Consider the following 17,210-nt stretch of genomic DNA (forward strand, 5'->3'; position numbering starts at 1 on the left):
AACTCAGCGGTTGGCCACGGCCTGCTTGACCAGGGTCCGGCCGAAGTCCCACATCAGGCCGCCGCCGCTGTGCGCGTCGTCCATGACCTCCGTGAACGCCGCCACGAAGCGGTCCACCTCCGCCTCCCCGATGATCAGCGGCGGGATCAGCTTGATCACTTCCAGGTGGTCGCCGGAGACCTGGGTGAGGATGCGGTGCTTCTGGAGCAGCGGCACCACGACCATCTGGGCGAAGAGGCCCTTGCGGGCCGCCTGGAGCATGGTCCAGCGGCTGCGGAGCTTCAGCGAGGTGGGGCGGCCGAACTCGATGCCGGTCATCAGCCCGCGCCCGCGCACCTCGTGCAGCAGCTCGTAGCGGTCCACCAGCGCCGAAAGCCGCTCCCGCAGCAGATCACCGGTCCGCCGGGCGTTCGCGACGGTCTCCTCGTCCTCCATCACCGTGAGCACCGCGAGCCCCGCCGCCATGGCCTGGGCGTTGGAGCCGAAGCTCGCGGAGTGGACGAGGACCCGGTCCATCGAGGAGTAGACCTTGCGGAAGATCCACTCCTTGCCGAGCGTCGCGCCGACCGGCACATAGCCGCCGGAGAGCGCCTTGGCGACGCAGACCAGGTCGGGCTCGACGCCGTCCTCGTGCTGGTACGCGTAGAAGTCACCGGTCCTGCCCAGACCGGTCTGCACCTCGTCGGCGATCAGGAGCGCCTTGTGCCGGTGCAGCAGCTCCTGCGCCTCGCGGAGGAAGCCGGGCGGCGCGGCGTGCACGCCCTTGCCCTGGATCGGCTCCACGACCAGGGCCGCCACATCTCCGCGCTTCAGCTCCCGGCGCAGCGCGTCCAGGTCGCCGAGTGCGATCGGGGTGTCGGGCAGCAGCGGGGCGAAGCCGTCCCGGAAGCCGCTCTCGCCGTTGACCGAGAGGGAGCCGGTGGTCAGCCCGTGGAAGGCGTGGGTGCAGTAGAGGACGCGGGGCTTGCCGGTGGCGTACCGGGCGAACTTCAGTGCCGTCTCGACCGCTTCCGTACCGCTGTTCCCGAAGAAGACGCGGTCCAGGTGCGGGCTGTGGGTCAGCAGCTTCTCGGCGAGGAGGCCGGGCAGCGGCTGGCAGTCGAAGCGGGTGAGGTCGGCGAGCTGGGCGTCGAGCACGTCGTGCAGGGCCTGGCGGACGACCGGGTGGTGCCGGCCGATCCCCATCACGCCGAACCCGGCGAGCATGTCGAGGTAGTCGTTGCCCTCCGCGTCCCAGAAGTACGCGCCCTCGGCCCGTTCGTAGACCTTGTCGAAGCCGATGGTGTGCAGCATGCGCGGCAGTTGGTGGTTGAGGTGGCGCGTGTGCAGCTCGTACCGCTCGTGGCCGCGCTCCGCGAGGAGCCGTTTCAGGTCGAAGCCCTGCGGCCCGCCGTCCGTCATCGCCCGTCCGTCTCCTTCGCTGCGTTTGCCCGAGGGGGCCGGAGTCACCGGCCCCCTCACCGTCACGACGTCACCGGTTCCCGCCGACGCTCTCCCGGGCCGCGCGCAGCGACTCCTTGAGCGACCCCATGGTGGCGAGGACGGCGGTGGGTTCGTAGCCGCAGTGCGCCATGCAGTTGGCGCAGCGCGGGTCCTTGCCCCGGCCGTACTTCTCCCAGTCGGTCTCCTCGATGAGCTGACGGTACGTCGGTACGTAGCCGTCGCTCATCAGGTAGCAGGGGCGCTGCCAGCCGAAGAGCGAGTAGTTGGGGATCGCCCACGCGGTGCACGGGAAATCGGCCTTGCCCTCCAGGAAGTCCAGGAAGAGCGGCGAGTGGTTGAGCCGCCAGCGAGCCCGGTTGCCGCCCGCGAAGGCCTTCTTGAAGAGTTCGCGGGTCTGGTCGACGCCGAGGAAGTGCTCCTGGTCGGGCGCCTTCTCGTACGCGTAGGCGGGCGAGATCATCATCTCGTCGACCTTGAGGTCGTCGTTGAGGTAGTTGAGGACCTCGATGATGGTCTGCGGGGTGTCGGTGTTGAAGAAGGTGGAGTTGGTGGTGACGCGGAAGCCGCGCGCCTTGGCCTCCTTCATCGCGGCGACGGCCTCGTCGAAGACGCCTTCCTTGGCGACCGACTCGTCGTGCCGCTGCCGCAGTCCGTCGATGTGCACGGCGAAGGCGAAGTAGGGCGAGGGGGTGAACTTGTCGAGCTTCTTGCGCATGAGCATCGCGTTGGTGCAGAGGAAGACGTACTTCTTCTTCGCGACGAGCTGGCGCACGATCTCGTCGATCTGCGGATGCATCAGCGGCTCGCCGCCGGCGATGGAGACCATGGGGGCACCGGATTCGAGCACCGCGCCCACTGCCTGGGCGACCGGCATGCGCTGCTTCAGGACACCGGCCGGGTGCTGGATCTTCCCGCACCCCTCGCAGGCGAGGTTGCAGGCGAACAACGGCTCCAGCTCGACGATCAGCGGGAACTTCTCACGCTTGCGGAGCTTCTGTTCGAAGAGATACGTCGCGACCTTGATGGACTGGCGGAGCGGCATGGCCATCTGGCTCACCTCCTGGGGAGCAGTAAAGATCGGTGCCATTCGTAAAAAGCCGGTAGGACGGCACGGAGAACACGGAAGGCCGATATTCCACCGCGTACCGTGCCGATGCGGACGAGCTCATGCTCTGGAGCGTCCACGACCACCCGGACGGCCGCAACCGGGCGCGGTCCGTGGCACAGGGCGGTGCGCAGTGTCGCCGCGGATTCCATGTCCACCGCGATGGCCCCGGTGGCCCGCAGCGCGGCCCGCTCGGGGCCGCGTACGACGTGGTCGGAGCCGGTGAGCGGCCCGGTGTGGACGGCCGCGCCGGGGGCGGCCCGGGCCAGGGCGGCGACCAGCAGCCCGGTGCCGGTGCAGGGGGTGGCGCCGTCCGCGTCCCGGGTCTCCTCGGCGACGACCAGATCCCCGGGGTGCATCCCGGGGGCGAGGCCGGCGCAGAAGCCGGAGGCGATGACGGCGGCGTCCGGTACGCCACCCGGGGCGAGAGCCGCCGCGACGGCCGCCTCCGCCGCCCGGGGGCCCATGCCGGTCCGCAGGACCCGTACCGGGCCGCCGGGGCGCCTGCCGCTGCGCAGGGCCACCTGCTCGATGCCCAGCGCGCAGGCGACCAGCAGCGGCGCCTGGGGGGCCGCGCCCCCCGGTGCGCCGGCCATCAGGCCTCCAGGGCGGCGCCCGTACGGTCGGCGAACGGGTCGCCGTACACGTAGCGCCCGAGGGCCGTCAGGGGGAAGACCTGGCGGTAGAGGTGGTAGTTGATGGAGAAGTCCCACGGGAAGCCGGTGCCGGTGAAATACGGCTCGTCCCAGGATCCGTCGGCCTGCTGGGCCTCGGTCAGCCAGGTGACGCCGCGCGCGACGGCCCGGCTGTCGCGGCGGCCCGCGGCGAGCAGGGCGAGCAGCGCCCAGGCGGTCTGGGAGGCGGTGGACTCACCGTGCCCGATCCACTTCTCCTCCGTGTACGAGCGCAGGTCCTCGCCCCAGCCGCCGTCGTCGTTCTGCACGGACTCCAGCCAGGTCACCGCCCGGCGGATCGAGGGGTGCGCGGCGGGCAGTCCGGCGGCGACCAGCGCGGGCACCACCGACCCCGTCCCGTAGACGTAGTTGACGCCCCAGCGCCCGAACCAGGCTCCGCACGCCTCCTGTTCGGCGAGCAGCCATTCGATGCCGCGCTGTGTACGGGGGTGGCTGCCGAGCCCTTCGACGGCGAGCATCTCCACCACATGGCCGGTGACGTCGGCCGACGGCGGGTCGATGACCTCGCCGAAGTCGCAGAACGGGAGGCGGTTGGGGAAGCGGCTGGTGTTGTCGGCGTCGAACGCGCCCCAGGCCCCGTTGCGGGACTGCATCCCGAGGTTCCAGCGCACCCCGCGCTCGATGGCGGCCTCCAGCCGGGCGGGGTCGGGGTGGCGCACCCGGCGCAGCGCCAGGACGACTTCGGCGGTGTCGTCGATGTCCGGGTAGTTGTCGTTGTGGAACTCGAACGCCCATCCTCCGGGGGCGAGTTCGGGTTTGCGTACGGACCAGTCGCCGGGCCGGGTGATCTCTTCGGCCAGCATCCAGTCGGCGGCCTTCACCAGCGCCGGGTGGTCGGGTCCGAGTCCGCCGTCGACCAGGGCGATGGTGGCGAGGCAGGTGTCCCAGACGGGCGACTGGCAGGCCTCGACCATCCGGGCGCCGTCCTCGCGGCGGACGGCGAACCGGTCCAGCGAGGCCAGGCCCGCCTTCATCACCGGGTGGTCCAGGTCGTAGCCGAGGAGGTGCAGCGCGATGATGGAGTAGACGGCCGGGGGCTGGATGCCGCCCCAGCAGCCGTCGTTCTCCTGGCGCTCGACGATCCACCGGGCCGCCACGTCCATCGCGATCCGGCGCAGCAGGCGCGGGGCGACCTTGTGGTAGAGGTGCAGCCCCTTGTCCAGGCGCTGGAAGAGGCCGTCCCAACTGGCCGCCGGGGCAAGCTTCCTGGGCGGATTCGGCTCGGCGGGGTCGGTGTGCAGCTCGTCCAGGGTGAAGGGCGCGGGCCGCACGGGGCGCTTCGCGGAGACGATGGTCAGGGGAACGATGGTCTGGCGGGCCCAGCAGCCGAAGTCGTAGATGTTGAGCGGGACCCACTTGGGGAAGAACATGAGCTCGGGTGGGAGTTCGGGGAGGTCGTCCCACTTCCACCAGCCGAACAGGGCCAGCCAGATCCGGGTGAAGACGCGGGCGGCCGCGATGCCGCCCTGCTCCCTGATCCAGGCGGCGGCGCGGGCCATGTGCGGCTCTTCGGGGCGGTCCCCGGCCAGCCGCAGGGCCACATAGGCCTCGGTGGTGGCGGAGAGGTCGCTCGGTCCGCCGTAGAAGGTGTTCCAGGTGCCGTCACCGAGCTGTTCGCCCCGGATGAAGAGGGCGGCCGCGCGGGTGGTCTCCGGGTCCTGGATCCCGAGGAACTGGCGCAGGAGCAGGTCCTCGGCGTCCATCGTGACGTTGGTGGCCAGGTCGCCCTTCCACCAGCCCTGCTCGTCCTGCCGGCTCAGCAGGTGGGCCACGGAGCGTTCGGCGGCCTGCCGAGCGACGGCGGTGACGTCGTCCGCGGCGGTGGTCGTGTCGGCCGGATGTACTGCCGGGGCCGCGGAGAGTTTCGCGGCCCCGGTCGATCCGTCGGTCGTCGCTGTCATGAGCTTCCCCTTACGTGCAGTGGTTTCTCTGCTGTGCGCTGGGGTCTCCGTCGCCCGGCGCCCTGGTCAGGGCGCCGGACGGCGACTGCGAGTCATATACGGGTGCTGATCACCGCTTCCGCACCACCACGAAGTCGGCGAGCGCGGTGAGCTGCGCCCGTACCTGGTGCGGCATGTCGACGGCGTGCAGGGCCTCGATGGCGACCGTGTGCTGCCGGCGGGCTTCCTGAGCGGTCCACTCGCGGCCGCCGGCCTCCTCGATGAGCGCCGCGCGGGCGGCGAACTCCTCTTCGGAGAAGCTGTCGAAGTCACTGCTCTTGGCGTCGGCGGCGAGCAGTTCGCCGAGCCGCTCGGAGGCCGGTCCGCCCGCGGCGAGCGCGGCGACGACCGGGAGGGACTTCTTGCGCTGGCGCAGGTCGCTCCAGGTCTGCTTGCCGGTGGCCTCGGGGTCGCCCCAGATGCCGAGCAGGTCGTCGACGGCCTGGAAGGCGAGGCCCAGGTGGTACCCGTACGTCTCCAGGGTGTCGGCGGTGCGGTCGTCGGCGCCGCCGAGCACCGCGCCGATGGAGACCGCGCAGGCCAGCAGGGCGCCGGTCTTGTTGCCCTCCATCTCCAGGCACTCCTCGACGGTGACCCGCTCGCGGTGCTCGTAGGAGATGTCCTGGGCCTGGCCGTCGATGAGCTTGCGGGTGGCCGAGGTCAGCCGACGGGCCGCGCGGCCCGCCTCGACCGTGCCGAGCTCCAGCAGCACGTCGTAGGCCAGCGCGAAGAGCGCGTCGCCGACCAGGATCGCCTGGGCGGGGCCGTGCACCTTCCATACCGTGTCGCGGTGGCGGCGCTGCTCGTCGCCGTCCATCAGGTCGTCGTGCAGCAGCGAGAAGTTGTGCACGAGCTCGACGGCCACGGCGCCGGGGACGCCCGCCTCGGCGGGGGCGCCCGCCGCTTCGGCCGACAGCAGGGCGAGCGCGGGGCGCACGGCCTTGCCGCCGTCGCCGTCCGAGGGCCGTCCTTCGGCGTCGATCCAGCCGAAGTGGTAGGCCGCGACGGTGTCCATGGGCGGCGCCAGCCGGTCCACGGCAGCCCGCAGGACCGGCGCTGACAGGGCTCGTCCGCGCTCCAGAAGCGCGGTGACGTCCGTGGTCTGGTCCACGGTGTCGGAAGCCGGATTCGCCGGGGTCACTGACTCTCCTCTTGTTCCGGTGGTACTGCTCATGCCGCCTCCTGCAGCGGATGTCCATGGGGGCGGCCGAGGTCGTGGAGGGCCGCGTCGGCGGCCTGGAAGCCGCTGCGCACGGCACCCTCCATCGTCGCGGGCCAGCCGGTGGCGGTCCAGGCGCCCGACAGGTGGAGTCCGGGCGCTCGCGTACGGGGGCCGGGGCGCAGCGCGCCGACGCCCGGGGCGGGCGCGAAGGTGGCGGTGCGCTCACGGGTGACGAAGAAGTCCCGGATGCCCGCGCCGCGTGCGGCGGGCAGGAGCCGCTCCAGCTCGGGGAGGTAGCGGGTCCGCAGCTCGGCGACGGGCAGGTCGATCTCGTCCTGGGCGGCGGACTGGGAGACCGCCAGATACTGCCCGGGGCCCTTGAGCCCCGAGGAGTGCGTACGGTCGAAGACCCACTGGACCGGGGAGCCGATGGCGGCGAAGAACGGGCGGCGCAGCACCGGGCGGTCGTAGATGACGTGCACGTTGAGGATGGGCGCGTTGTCGATGTCCAGGAGCAGGTCCGGCTCGTCCAGCGCGCCGGCGGGCAGCAGGTCGTGGGTCTCGTGCTGCGGTACGGCGAGGACGACGGTGTCGGCGGTGATCCGCTCACCCGCGCTCTCGACGCTCCAGCGGCCGTCCTCGGTGCGGGTCAGGGACCCCACCTTGGCGCGCAGTTCGGTGCGGACGCCCGCGGTGTCCAGGGCCTTGCGGGCGAGGGTGTCGTGCAGCTCGCCGAGCGGCACGGTGGCCCAGCCGATGTCGGCGGCGCCGGGCTCGGAGAGCAGGCCGGTCTTGAAGACCTTGGCGGCCAGCGCCATGGAGGCGTTCGGCGCGGTGGCGTTGAGGGTGGCGACGCCGACGAGGTCCCAGAGCGCTTCGACGGCGCGCTCGGACTGGCCGTGCTGCCTGAGCCAGGTGGCGAAGTCCATGCGGTCGAGGGCCGGGTCGGCGGGGTCGAGGCGGCCGAGCGCGAGCGCGGCGCGGCCGACGTTCGCCTTCTCTGCGAGGGAGAGGTGCGGGTAGGCGGCGAGGCCTCCGGCGAGGTGCAGCGGTACGGGCAGGCCGGTGCGGCGGATCCGTCCCAGGCGGGGTCCGGCGGTGCGGCCGACGTCCAGGACGGGGACGTCCAGGCGGTCCTGGAGGGGGGCGAGGTGGGCGGCGTCGACGCGGTCGAGGAACCAGCGGTAGCCGGTGCAGCAGCGCAGGTAGACGTGCTGGCCGTTGTCGACGGTGAGGTCGCCGCGCTGGAAGGAGAAGGCGAGGCCGCCGAGGCGGGGCCGCCCCTCCAGCAGGGTCACCTCCAGCCCGGCGTCCGCGAGGCGGAGGGCCGCGGTGATGCCGGCGAGGCCACCGCCGACGACGACCGCGACGGGGCGCGGGATCTCGTCGCTCATGCCTGCCCCTCTCGCCGGGCCGTCTTCGACCGCCGGACCGTTACCGGTCGATGGGTCGTCGCCGACGGCCGGACCGCGGCCGATCGCCGGACCGCGGCCGATCGCCGGGTCGTCCCGGAAGGAATCGTCGCAGTCGTGGACGCGTGGGGCCACCGGAGGGTTGACCGGGCGCCGCACCCGCCGGAGCGCATCAGGCCCGCCCCCGGGAGGTCAGGCGCGAGATGTGGCGGGCGTCCAGGCCGGAGAGGCCGCGCACCGCGACGTACGCCTTCTCGTGGCCGGGGAGTGAGACCCGGCCGCGCAGCACGGCCTCCGGGTCGCGCTCGATCCGGTCCAGGAGGCGGCGGTAGATCCCGGCCATGGCGGCGACGCAGGCGCCGCTGCGGCGGTCGAGCATCGGCAGCAGGCGGTACCCCTCGGCGAACAGGGCCCGGGCCCGGCGCACCTCGAAGTGGATGAGACCCGCGAAGTCGGAGCCGGGCGGCGGGGTGGTGCGGTGGAACCCGGCCGAGCAGCCGAACTTGGCCAGGTCGTCGGCGGGAAGGTAGGTGCGCCCGTTGGCGGCGTCCTCGCGGACGTCGCGCAGGATGTTGGTGAGCTGGAGGGCGAGGCCGAGGGTGTCGGCGTACTCGGAGGCGCGCTCGGCGCCGGGCGCGCCCGGTTCCGTACCGAAGACGCCGAGGCTGAGGCGGCCGATGGCCCCGGCGACACAGCGGCAGTAGGTCTTCAGGTCGTCCCAGGTCTCGTACGTGGCGCCGCGGACGTCCATCAGGACGCCGTCGATCAGCTCGTCGAGGCCTTCCAGCGGGAGCGGGAAGCGGCGGGCGGCGTCGGAGAGGGCGACGGCCACCGGGTCGGTGTCGTCCTCCTCGATCTTGCCGTGCCTGACCCGGTCAAGCAGCTCGCGGGTGCTCTCCAGCCGGGTCCGCTTGGTCCCCGGGTCCAGCTCCCCGTCGCCGATGTCGTCGACGCGACGGGAGAAGGCGTACAGCGCCGACATGGCCTGCCGCTTCTCGTACGGCAGCAGCCTGATGCCGTAGGCGAAGTTCCGGGCCTGCTGTCCGGTGACGGCCTCGCAGTAACTGTATGCGGCCTGCACCGGCGGCGACATGTACGTCGTCTGTCCCTCCACGGTCAAGCTCACCTCTCTCTACGCGCTCTTCGCAGGACGACTGCGGCTTCGCGCAGCATGCTGGGCTTGGTGGGCTTGGGTGGCCCGGGGAGTACGTCGAATCCGGCGGCCGAGACCGCGGTGAGGGCGGAGCGCCCGCCGCCGACGAATCCGGCGAGCAGGAGCCTCAGTCTGCCGTCGACGCTCGCCACCAGAGGAATGCCTTCCTCCAGCAGCTCGCTCGCGCGCTGTGCTTCGTACGCGATCAGGGCGCGGACCGAGGCTCCGGCGGACGGTGCGGCCAGGTCGGCCTCGGTGACCCGGAAGCGGGCCATGTCCTCGGCCGGCAGATAGATCCGGTCGCGGGCGAGGTCCTCGGCCACGTCCTGGAGGTGCTCGACGATCTGGAGCGCGGTGCAGACCGCGTCGGAGCGGCGTACGCGCTCCGGGCTCGCGGTGCCGGTGAGGGCGAGGACCAGGCGGCCGACCGGGTTGGCGGAGAGCTCGCAGTAGGCGGCGAGCTCTCCGTAGGTGGCGTAGCGGCGGACCTTCTGGTCCTGCCGGTTGGCCTCGATCAGGCCGAGGAAGGGTTCGGGGGTGAGCGCGCGGCGCCGCGCGGTGGGGCGCAGGGCGCGCAGCAGGGGGTGGTGCGGCTCCTGGCCGGTGGTGGCGAAGACCCGGTGGAGGTCCTTCTCCAAGGCGTCGAGCATGGCGAGCCGGTCGTCGCTCTGCTCGGGCTCCAGGCCCAGGTGGCGGGCGTCGGCTCCGCCGGGGGCGAGGTCGCCGTCGCCGATGTCGTCGACGAGCCGGGCGTAGCCGTAGACCGCCATCAGGTCGCCGCGCCAGGCGCGGGGCAGGAAGAAGGGGGCCACGGGGAAGTTCTCGTCCGCGGCCTTGCCGAGCGTGGCGTCGCCGGTGCGCGCCTGCGGGGTGGAGGTCACTGCGGACCGCCCGGCGCGGGGACGGCGAAACCACGTCGGAGCTGGAGATTTTCCGTCATTGCCGTCACATCTCCCGTTCTACACTGCCGACCCAAAACATCCCTTTTCGGACACGCCGCTCGTTCTTCCGAGTGCACTGCGGCACAGCGGGCGGAGCGCCGGGGGCGTATCGCCCCACTTGCCATGAATCAGCACCGCTACAGCTTACGTTGTACAGCTCACAGGGGTGCGCGGGGGTGGAGCGCCCGTGGCGCGGACACCGCACTGCTCATCAACCTTGCTCGTACGCCGGTGGATTGACCTCATCCGCCGGGAGGAGATCGTCCCCGGCTCCCTACTGCGGGTGGCCTGCCCCGACCTCGTACACCGCTGTGGCCTCCACCGGAAGCGGTCCGGTGGAGGCCACGGATGGCTGGGAAACTACTTGCCCGTCTCGCGTTCGTACGCCTTGAGGACTTCCTCGGTGGGGCCGTCCATCAGGAGCTCGCCCTTCTCCAGCCAGAGCGCCCGGTCGCAGGTGTCCCGGATCGACTTGTTGTTGTGGCTCACCAGGAAGACGGTGCCCGCCTCCTTGCGGAGCTCGCGGATCCGCTCCTCGGAACGGCGGCGGAACTTGTGGTCACCGGTGGCCAGCGCCTCGTCGATCATGAGGACGTCGTGGTTCTTGGCGGCGGCGATGGAGAAGCGCAGGCGCGCCGCCATGCCGGAGGAGTACGTCCGCATCGGCAGGGTGATGAAGTCACCCTTCTCGTTGATGCCGGAGAAGTCCACGATCTCGTCGTAGCGCTCGCGGATCTCGGCCTGGGTCATGCCCATGGCGAGGCCGCCCAGCACCACGTTGCGCTCACCGGTCAGGTCGCTCATCAGCGCCGCGTTCACGCCGAGCAGCGAGGGCTGGCCGTCGGTGTAGACGTGGCCGGACTCGGTCGGCAGCAGGCCGGCGATGGCCCGCAGCAGCGTCGACTTCCCGGAACCGTTGGTGCCGATGAGGCCGATGGCCTCGCCGCGGTAGGCGGTGAAGGAGACGCCGCGTACGGCGTGCACCTTCCGCATTCCGCGCGGCTCGCCCTTGCCGCGCCGCATCATGCGGCTCAGCGCGGCGGTGGCGCTGCCCCGGCCGCCGCCGGTGCCGTTGACGCGGTAGACGATGTGGACATCGTCGGCGATGACCGTGGGAATCCGTTCCTGCGTGTTGTCCTCAGCCACGGCCGTACCGTTCCTCTGCCTTCCAGAAGTACACGAATCCCACGACGCCCAGCAGCACGGCCCAGGCCAGGCCGGCGGCCCAGACGTGGTCCGGCAGGTTCTCGGAGCCGTAACCGTCGATCAGGGCGAAGCGGACCAGGTCCATGTAGATCGCCGCCGGGTTGTACTGGAGCACGTCGGCGATCCACGCCGGCTTGTCCTTGAGCATCACCGGGATGGAGAACATGACGCCCGAGGCGTACATCCAGGTCCGGGTGATGAACGGCATCAGTTGCGCGAGGTCGGGCGTCTTGGAGCCGAGCCGCGCCATGACGAGGGCCAGGCCGGTGTTGAAGAAGAACTGGAGGATCAGGGCGGGGATCACCAGGAGCCACGACAGCGAGGGATAGCTGCCGAAGATGATGGCGACCGCGACCAGCACGATCATCGAGAACAGCAACTGCTGGAGCTGCTGGAGCGAGAAGGAGATGGGGAGCGAGGCTCTGGGGAAGTGGAGGGCCCGGACCAGTCCGAGGTTGCCGGAGATGGAGCGGACGCCCGCCATCACGGAGCTCTGGGTGAAGGTGAAGACGAAGACGCCGGTGACCAGGAACGGCACGAAGACGTCGTGGGGAATGCCCTCCCTGGTCCCCAGGATGAGTCCGAAGATCAGGTAATAGACAGCGGCGTTCAGGAGAGGGGTGACCACCTGCCACAGCTGGCCCAGTTTGGCCTGGCTGTACTGAGCGGTCAGCTTCGCCCGGGAGAAGGCCAGGATGAAGTGGCGCCGGCCCCAGAGCTGTCGCAGGTAGGCCAGCAGCCCCGGCCGGGCGCCGCTCACGGTCAGGCCGTACTTGGCGGCCAGCTGGGCCGCGCCGAGGCCCTCGTCGGCGGACGGCGGGGCCCCGAGGGCCACCCCACCGTCGTGGGTCGTGTCACTCACAAGTTGAAACTCTCGTCTTCACGCGCAGCCAGTCGCGGGCGCGGCTCAGGCGGACAGGTCCCGGAAAGAAAATACGCCTCATGCTCTCAGAGGAAAGCTTCTCAGATGACCGGAGGTCGCCCCAGCCGCGTCAGCCGCCACACCGTACGCCACTTCATCGGGCGGCGCGGCCCGCAGGGCGTGGCCCAGCCTTCCCGGAAACCGCCGAACCACGCCTTCAGGGCGGGCGCCGACGGGCGTCTGACCAGCGTCAGCAGCAGCCAGACACCGAGGTAGAGGGGGACCAGCGGGGCGGGCAGGTTGCGGCGGGCCAGCCAGACCCGGTTGCGGGCCACCATGCGGTGGTGGACCGCGTGCCGGGAGGGGGCCGTGGTGGGGTGGTGGAGCACCAGGTCCGCGCGGTAGTCGATCATCCAGCCCGCGTCCAGCGCCCGCCAGGCGAGGTCCGTCTCCTCGTGGGCGTAGAAGAACCGCTCCGGCAGCGGGCCGGCCTCGGCGAGGACCCGGGTGCGTACGGCGTTGGCGCCGCCGAGGAAGGTCGTCACGCGCGAGGAGCGCATCGGGTCGGCCGCCCGGAGCCGGGGCACGTGGCGGCGCTGGGTGGCGCCGGTGTCCGGGTCGGTGATCCGGAAGGTGATGATGCCGAGCTGCGGGTCGGCCGCGAACGCCTGGCGGCAGCGCTCGGCGGTGTCCCGGTCCGGGAGCAGCCCGTCGTCGTCGAGGAAGAGCAGCGCGTCCACGTCCGCGCCGGACGGGCCGAACGCCTCGATGCCGACGTTGCGGCCGCCGGGGATGCCCAGGTTCTCCGGCAGCTCCACGGTCCGTACACCGGCCGGTACGGAACCCACCGGGGCTCCGTTGCCGACCACCACGACCTCGATCCGGTCACCTTCCTGCGCGATGACCGAATCGAGGAGGGCGCGGAGCTCGTCGGGCCGGTCGCCCATGGTGATGATCACCGCGCCCAGTTTCATGGCAGAGGTCACTTCAGCCTGCTGGACGCCAGGACGGAGACCAGGTGGAGCAGGGTCTGGAGCAGCGCGATGCCGGCCAGGACGGCGGTGGCGAGGCGGGTGTAGAAGAGGTCGCCGCCGATCGTGTCCAGGATCGCCACCAGCAGGATCAGCAGCGAGGCCTCGATGCCGAGGATCAGCCGGTGGAACTTGAGCGCCCCGGCCGCCCGGCGGGCCAGCGCCATGCCGGAGGAGCGCGGCTCGGAGGCCGCCTCCTTGACCGGCGGCAGCCCGCCCTGGTGGCGGGCGACGCCGACCAGGTCCGTCTCGGCCTTGATCATGATCGCGCCGAGCGCGGCGAGCGTACCGAGGAACGCCCAGAGCCAGTCGATCCGGCCCTCGCCCCAGATGTCGGCGGCGCGCAGGCCGAGGCCGACGAGCACCGCCGCGTCGCACAGGTAGGCGGCGACCCGGTCCAGGTAGACCCCGCTCAGCGAGTACTGCTTCTTCCAGCGGGCCAGCTCGCCGTCCACGCAGTCGAAGAGCAGGTAGAGCTGGACCATCAGCACGCCGAGCAGGGCGCCGGGTATGCCCGGCACGAGCAGAGCGGGGGCGGCCAGGACTCCGGCCAGCGTCATCACGTACGTGACCTGGTTCGGGGTGACCTTGGTGTTCACCAGATAGCGGTCCACCCGCAGGGAAACCTCCCGCATGTACATGCGGCCGGCCCAGTGCTCACCGCTGCGCCGGTCCTTCACCCCCGGGGGGTGCACGACCGGGCGGAGTTCAGCTACTGATGGTCGAGGCATAGTCGGCGTACGCGTCCCTGATCTGGTCGGTGGACAGGCTGAGGTGTTCCAGGACGGTGAAACGTCCCGGCCGGGTCTGCGGCGCGTAGTCCACGGCCCGGACGAACTCGTCGACGGTGAACCCGATCTCCTCGGGCAGCACCGGCAGACCGTGGCGGCGCAGGGTCGATGCCATCAGGAGGGCCTCCTGGCGGGCACCGCGCAGATGCATGGCGAAGCAGGCGCCGAGGCCGACCTGCTCGCCGTGGCTGGCCGCCCGCTGGGGGTACAGCAGGTCGAAGGCGTGGTTGATCTCGTGGCAGGCGCCGGAGGCGGGACGGGAGTCGCCCGCGACCGACATCGAGATGCCGGTCAGCACCAGCCCCTCGGCCAGCACCTTGAGGAAGGCGTCGTCGCCGACCCCGCCGGGGTGGCGCAGCACGGCCTCGCCGGCCTGGCGGGCCATGGCGGCCGCCAGACCGTCTATCTCCTCGTCGTTGACCTCGTGGGCCAGCTCCCAGTCGGCGACGCAGGAGATGTTCGAGACGGCGTCACCGATGCCGGAACGGACGTACCGGGCGGGCGCCTGGCGGATCACGTCGAGGTCGATGACCACGGCGATCGGGGTGGGGACCCCGTAGGAGCCGCGTCCGTTGTCGTTGTCCAGTGTAGCGACCGGGGAGCAGAGGCCGTCGTGCGAGAGGTTCGTCGCGACGGCGACCATGGGCAGCCCGACCCGCGCCGCGGCGTACTTCGCCACGTCGATGATCTTGCCGCCGCCGAGGCCGACCACCGCGTCGTACCGGGTGCCCTTGATGCCGTCGGCGAGCTTCACCGCGGAGTCGATCGTGCCGTCGGCGACGGCGTACCAGTCGGCACCCGGCAGGACCGGGGAGAGCCTCTCCTTGAGGGCGCGCCCGGAGCCGTCGCTGATCGCGATGGCGAGCTTGCCCGAGGAGGAGATCCGCTGATCGGCCAGGAGACCCGCCAGATCGTCCATGGCGCCGCGCCGGATGTCGACGACGACCGGGGACGGAATGAGCCGGGTCAGTACTGGCACGCGATCTCCCGGCCCTTCTCGAGGTCGTCGTGGTTGTCGATCTCGACCCAGGTGACGGTGCCGATGGGGGCGACGTCGACGGTGAAGCCGCGGTTGACGAGCTCCTGGTAGCCGTCCTCGTAGTAGAGGTCGGGGTCGCGCTCGAAGGTGGTCCTCAGCGCGTCCGCGAGCTCCTCGGCGGCCTCGGCCTCGATGAGGGTGACGCCGATGTACTCACCGGTCGCGGTGGCCGGGTCCATCAGCTTGGTGATGCGCTGGACGCCCTTGCCCTCCTCGGTGATGACCTTCATCTCCTCGTCGGCGAGGCTCTTCTCGGTGTCCAGGGCGAGGATGATCTTCTGGCCCTTGCCGCGGGCGTCCAGGAGGGTCTTCTCGACGGAGACCGGGTGCACGGTGTCGCCGTTGGCGAGGATCACGCCGCGCTTGATGACGTCACGGGCGCACCACAGGGAGTAGGCGTTGTTCCACTCCTCGGCCTTGTCGTTGTCGATGAGCGTGAGGGTGACGCCGTACGTCGCCTCCAGCTCGGCCTTGCGGGCGTAGACGGCCTCCTTGCGGTAGCCGACGACGATCGCGACCTCGGTGAGTCCGACCTCGGCGAAGTTGGCGAGCGTGAGGTCGAGGACCGTCTTGTCACCGTCGACAGGGACGAGCGCCTTGGGGAGCGTGTCCGTGTAGGGGCGCAGACGTCGTCCAGCACCGGCTGCCAGTACGAGGCCGATCATGCGAGTTCTCCTTCGTCGTGTACGGCGGGGGCCGAGGAGGACACCCAGAAGCGGATGGACTCCACGAGCACCACCAGAGCCACGGCCACCGCAAGCGCGGTGAGAGCCGTGGTGAAACCTGAGGTGTGGGTGAGTGAGGCGGCGAGGACGGCCACCAGCGCGGTGCGGCCCTCGTGTCCACCGATCGTCCGCACCAGCCACTGGGGCGGCGCGCCGGTGCCTCCGCGGATGCGGTACACCGTGTCGTAGTGATGGTAGGCGACGGCCGAAACGAGCCCGAAGGCCGCCGGAACGGCGTGCGGGACGTCGCTGCGGGCCGCCAGCACCAGGATCGTGACGTACTCGGCGGCCCGGAAGAACGGCGGCACCAGCCAGTCGAGCGCCCGTCTGAGCGGGCGGGCCACGGCGAAGCCGGAGAGCACCACGTACACCGCCGCCGCGACGACGGTGAGCCAGCTTCCGTACGGGAGGAAGAGCGCGGCGCCGACCATCACCAGGGTCCCGATAAGGGCGGCCGCCGGGGCCGTCAGCGCTCTCTTCGGACCGTGGACGAGCGAGGCGACGGCCTGGGCCAGGGGGCCGGAGTCGGCGAGGTCCGCCAGCGCCCGTGCCGCGCGCTCGGTGCGTCGGGCCTTGCGGGTCACCGAGCGCAGGAGGCGCCCAACCAGGGTGTAGGTGGCGGCCAGGGCGCAGCCGATGAGCAGGGCGTAGAAGACGGTACGGGGGGTGGTGAGCGCGGTGAGCACGGCGATCATGGCCCAGCGTTCGCCGATCGGCAGAACGATTATCCGCCGCACCCACACCGTCCAGCCGACGTTGTCGAGCGCGTCGGAGAGGGCTGCGGTGGGGCTCGTGTTGGCGACCGAGTCGTGGTTGGCCTCGTTGAAGGAGAAGTCCACGATATGGCGACAGGCCTGGAGGACCATCGCGCCGAGCGCCAGGACCCATACGTCGTCGCCACCACGGGCGGCGCCGATGGCGAGCCCGGCGTAGTAGGCGTACTCCTTGGCCCGGTCGAACGTGGCGTCCAGCCAGGCGCCCATCGTGGAGTACTGCAGCGAGTAGCGGGCGAGCTGCCCGTCGGTGCAGTCCAGGACGAAGGAGACCAGGAGCAGGATCCCGGCGGCCACGTAGCCGCCCCGGGTGCCGGTCGCCGCGCTGCCCGCCGCGATGAGCGCGGTGATCAGGGAGGCGGTGGTGACCTGGTTCGGGGTGAGGCCCCGGCGGGCGCACCAGCGTGCGATGTAGCGGGAGTAGGGGCTGATGCAGAAGGTGGTGAAGAACCCGTCGCGGGACTTGACCGCGTTGCGCAGCCGTACCGCCTCGTCGTCCACCGCGGCGACCTGGGCCACCGCCTCGGCCTGCTGCCCGGGGTCGGTGGGGACGGCCGCGACGAGCGAACCGAGGGCGGGGCGCTGCACGGCGACGCCCTCGGTCTCCAGTGCCACGGCGATGCGGCCGGGGACGGTGCGGTCCTCGGGCGCCGGGCCGGTGGACGGGTCGGCGACGGGAGCGGGGGCGCCCGCGCCGACGGCGGCCGTGGTGCGCTCCAGCGCGCGCAGCAGGGCCGGCCGGGCCGGGGGCTGGGCGGTGAGCGCACCGGGGACGGTGGCGGCGGGGAAGCGCGGGTCGGTCAGCCCGAGCCGCAGTGCGTGGAGGTGGCCCACGAAGCGGGGGTCGACGAGGGCGACGCGGTGGTCGGCCGGGACGTCGGCGAGGAGTGCGGCGGCGTCACCGGCGTCGGCGGCACTCACCACGTCGAAGC

Annotated in this window: 15 protein-coding genes; all 15 read right to left on the minus strand. The window is 71.5% G+C overall.

Annotated features, from left to right (window positions below):
• Positions 1–3: 3 nt before the first annotated feature.
• The gene (locus tag ACFWRT_RS01440; protein WP_380948962.1) at positions 4–1,401 is read right to left on the minus strand and encodes an aspartate aminotransferase family protein; all 1,398 of its coding nucleotides are present in this window, start codon (positions 1,399–1,401) and stop codon (positions 4–6) included.
• 70 nt (positions 1,402–1,471) lie between these two features.
• On the minus strand, positions 1,472–2,491 hold the full coding sequence (gene hpnH / locus ACFWRT_RS01445; RefSeq protein WP_326702461.1) for an adenosyl-hopene transferase HpnH: 1,020 nt from the start codon (positions 2,489–2,491) through the stop codon (positions 1,472–1,474).
• A 5-nt stretch (positions 2,492–2,496) separates the two neighbouring features.
• On the minus strand, positions 2,497–3,144 hold the full coding sequence (locus tag ACFWRT_RS01450; RefSeq protein ID WP_380948963.1) for a phosphorylase family protein: 648 nt from the start codon (positions 3,142–3,144) through the stop codon (positions 2,497–2,499).
• Complete coding sequence (gene shc, locus ACFWRT_RS01455; protein WP_380948964.1) at positions 3,144–5,144, minus strand: squalene--hopene cyclase; 2,001 nt, start codon at positions 5,142–5,144, stop codon at positions 3,144–3,146. Before shc ends, ACFWRT_RS01450 begins: the two co-directional genes overlap by 1 nt.
• A 109-nt stretch (positions 5,145–5,253) precedes the next feature.
• Positions 5,254–6,357: a polyprenyl synthetase family protein gene (locus ACFWRT_RS01460; protein ID WP_051104658.1), complete on the minus strand. Its 1,104-nt coding sequence runs from the start codon at positions 6,355–6,357 to the stop codon at positions 5,254–5,256.
• Positions 6,354–7,739, minus strand: coding sequence for a hydroxysqualene dehydroxylase HpnE (gene hpnE, locus ACFWRT_RS01465; RefSeq protein ID WP_380948965.1), 1,386 nt, complete (start codon positions 7,737–7,739; stop codon positions 6,354–6,356). Before hpnE ends, ACFWRT_RS01460 begins: the two co-directional genes overlap by 4 nt.
• Positions 7,740–7,929: 190 nt before the next feature.
• Entirely contained in the window at positions 7,930–8,850 is a 921-nt protein-coding gene (gene hpnD / locus ACFWRT_RS01470; protein ID WP_380949015.1) for a presqualene diphosphate synthase HpnD, read from the minus strand.
• Between the two features lie 29 nt (positions 8,851–8,879).
• Positions 8,880–9,791, minus strand: a complete 912-nt coding sequence (hpnC, locus tag ACFWRT_RS01475; protein WP_380948966.1) for a squalene synthase HpnC — start codon at positions 9,789–9,791, stop codon at positions 8,880–8,882.
• Between the two features lie 420 nt (positions 9,792–10,211).
• Positions 10,212–10,997: an ABC transporter ATP-binding protein gene (locus ACFWRT_RS01480; RefSeq protein WP_380948967.1), complete on the minus strand. Its 786-nt coding sequence runs from the start codon at positions 10,995–10,997 to the stop codon at positions 10,212–10,214.
• A complete protein-coding gene (locus ACFWRT_RS01485) occupies positions 10,990–11,919 on the minus strand; it encodes an ABC transporter permease (protein ID WP_018513264.1) in 930 nt (309 codons plus the stop codon). Before ACFWRT_RS01485 ends, ACFWRT_RS01480 begins: the two co-directional genes overlap by 8 nt.
• Positions 11,920–12,020: 101 nt before the next feature.
• On the minus strand, positions 12,021–12,893 hold the full coding sequence (locus ACFWRT_RS01490) for a glycosyltransferase family 2 protein (RefSeq protein WP_380949016.1): 873 nt from the start codon (positions 12,891–12,893) through the stop codon (positions 12,021–12,023).
• An 8-nt stretch (positions 12,894–12,901) separates the two neighbouring features.
• A complete protein-coding gene (locus ACFWRT_RS01495) occupies positions 12,902–13,681 on the minus strand; it encodes a CDP-alcohol phosphatidyltransferase family protein (RefSeq protein WP_026241699.1) in 780 nt (259 codons plus the stop codon).
• Complete coding sequence (locus tag ACFWRT_RS01500) at positions 13,659–14,720, minus strand: iron-containing alcohol dehydrogenase family protein (protein WP_380948968.1); 1,062 nt, start codon at positions 14,718–14,720, stop codon at positions 13,659–13,661. The genes ACFWRT_RS01495 and ACFWRT_RS01500 overlap by 23 nt, the downstream gene beginning before the upstream one ends.
• Complete coding sequence (locus ACFWRT_RS01505) at positions 14,708–15,445, minus strand: phosphocholine cytidylyltransferase family protein (protein WP_380948969.1); 738 nt, start codon at positions 15,443–15,445, stop codon at positions 14,708–14,710. Before ACFWRT_RS01505 ends, ACFWRT_RS01500 begins: the two co-directional genes overlap by 13 nt.
• Positions 15,442–17,202: a DUF5941 domain-containing protein gene (locus tag ACFWRT_RS01510; RefSeq protein WP_380948970.1), complete on the minus strand. Its 1,761-nt coding sequence runs from the start codon at positions 17,200–17,202 to the stop codon at positions 15,442–15,444. Before ACFWRT_RS01510 ends, ACFWRT_RS01505 begins: the two co-directional genes overlap by 4 nt.
• Between the last annotated feature and the right edge of the window lie 8 nt (positions 17,203–17,210).

The organism is Streptomyces cyaneofuscatus (assembly GCF_042718795.1).
GTDB lineage: Bacteria > Actinomycetota > Actinomycetes > Streptomycetales > Streptomycetaceae > Streptomyces > Streptomyces cyaneofuscatus_A.

Coding starts and splice junctions, on each gene's coding strand:
- hpnH (WP_326702461.1), bottom strand. CDS start 2,491: ATGGCCATGCCGCTCCGCCAGTCCATCAAGGTCGCGACGTATCTCTTC.
- ACFWRT_RS01505 (WP_380948969.1), bottom strand. CDS start 15,445: ATGATCGGCCTCGTACTGGCAGCCGGTGCTGGACGACGTCTGCGCCCC.
- hpnD (WP_380949015.1), bottom strand. CDS start 8,850: ATGTCGCCGCCGGTGCAGGCCGCATACAGTTACTGCGAGGCCGTCACC.
- hpnE (WP_380948965.1), bottom strand. CDS start 7,739: ATGAGCGACGAGATCCCGCGCCCCGTCGCGGTCGTCGTCGGCGGTGGC.
- ACFWRT_RS01495 (WP_026241699.1), bottom strand. CDS start 13,681: ATGCCTCGACCATCAGTAGCTGAACTCCGCCCGGTCGTGCACCCCCCG.
- ACFWRT_RS01460 (WP_051104658.1), bottom strand. CDS start 6,357: ATGAGCAGTACCACCGGAACAAGAGGAGAGTCAGTGACCCCGGCGAAT.
- ACFWRT_RS01450 (WP_380948963.1), bottom strand. CDS start 3,144: ATGGCCGGCGCACCGGGGGGCGCGGCCCCCCAGGCGCCGCTGCTGGTC.
- shc (WP_380948964.1), bottom strand. CDS start 5,144: ATGACAGCGACGACCGACGGATCGACCGGGGCCGCGAAACTCTCCGCG.
- ACFWRT_RS01490 (WP_380949016.1), bottom strand. CDS start 12,893: ATGAAACTGGGCGCGGTGATCATCACCATGGGCGACCGGCCCGACGAG.
- ACFWRT_RS01440 (WP_380948962.1), bottom strand. CDS start 1,401: ATGACGGACGGCGGGCCGCAGGGCTTCGACCTGAAACGGCTCCTCGCG.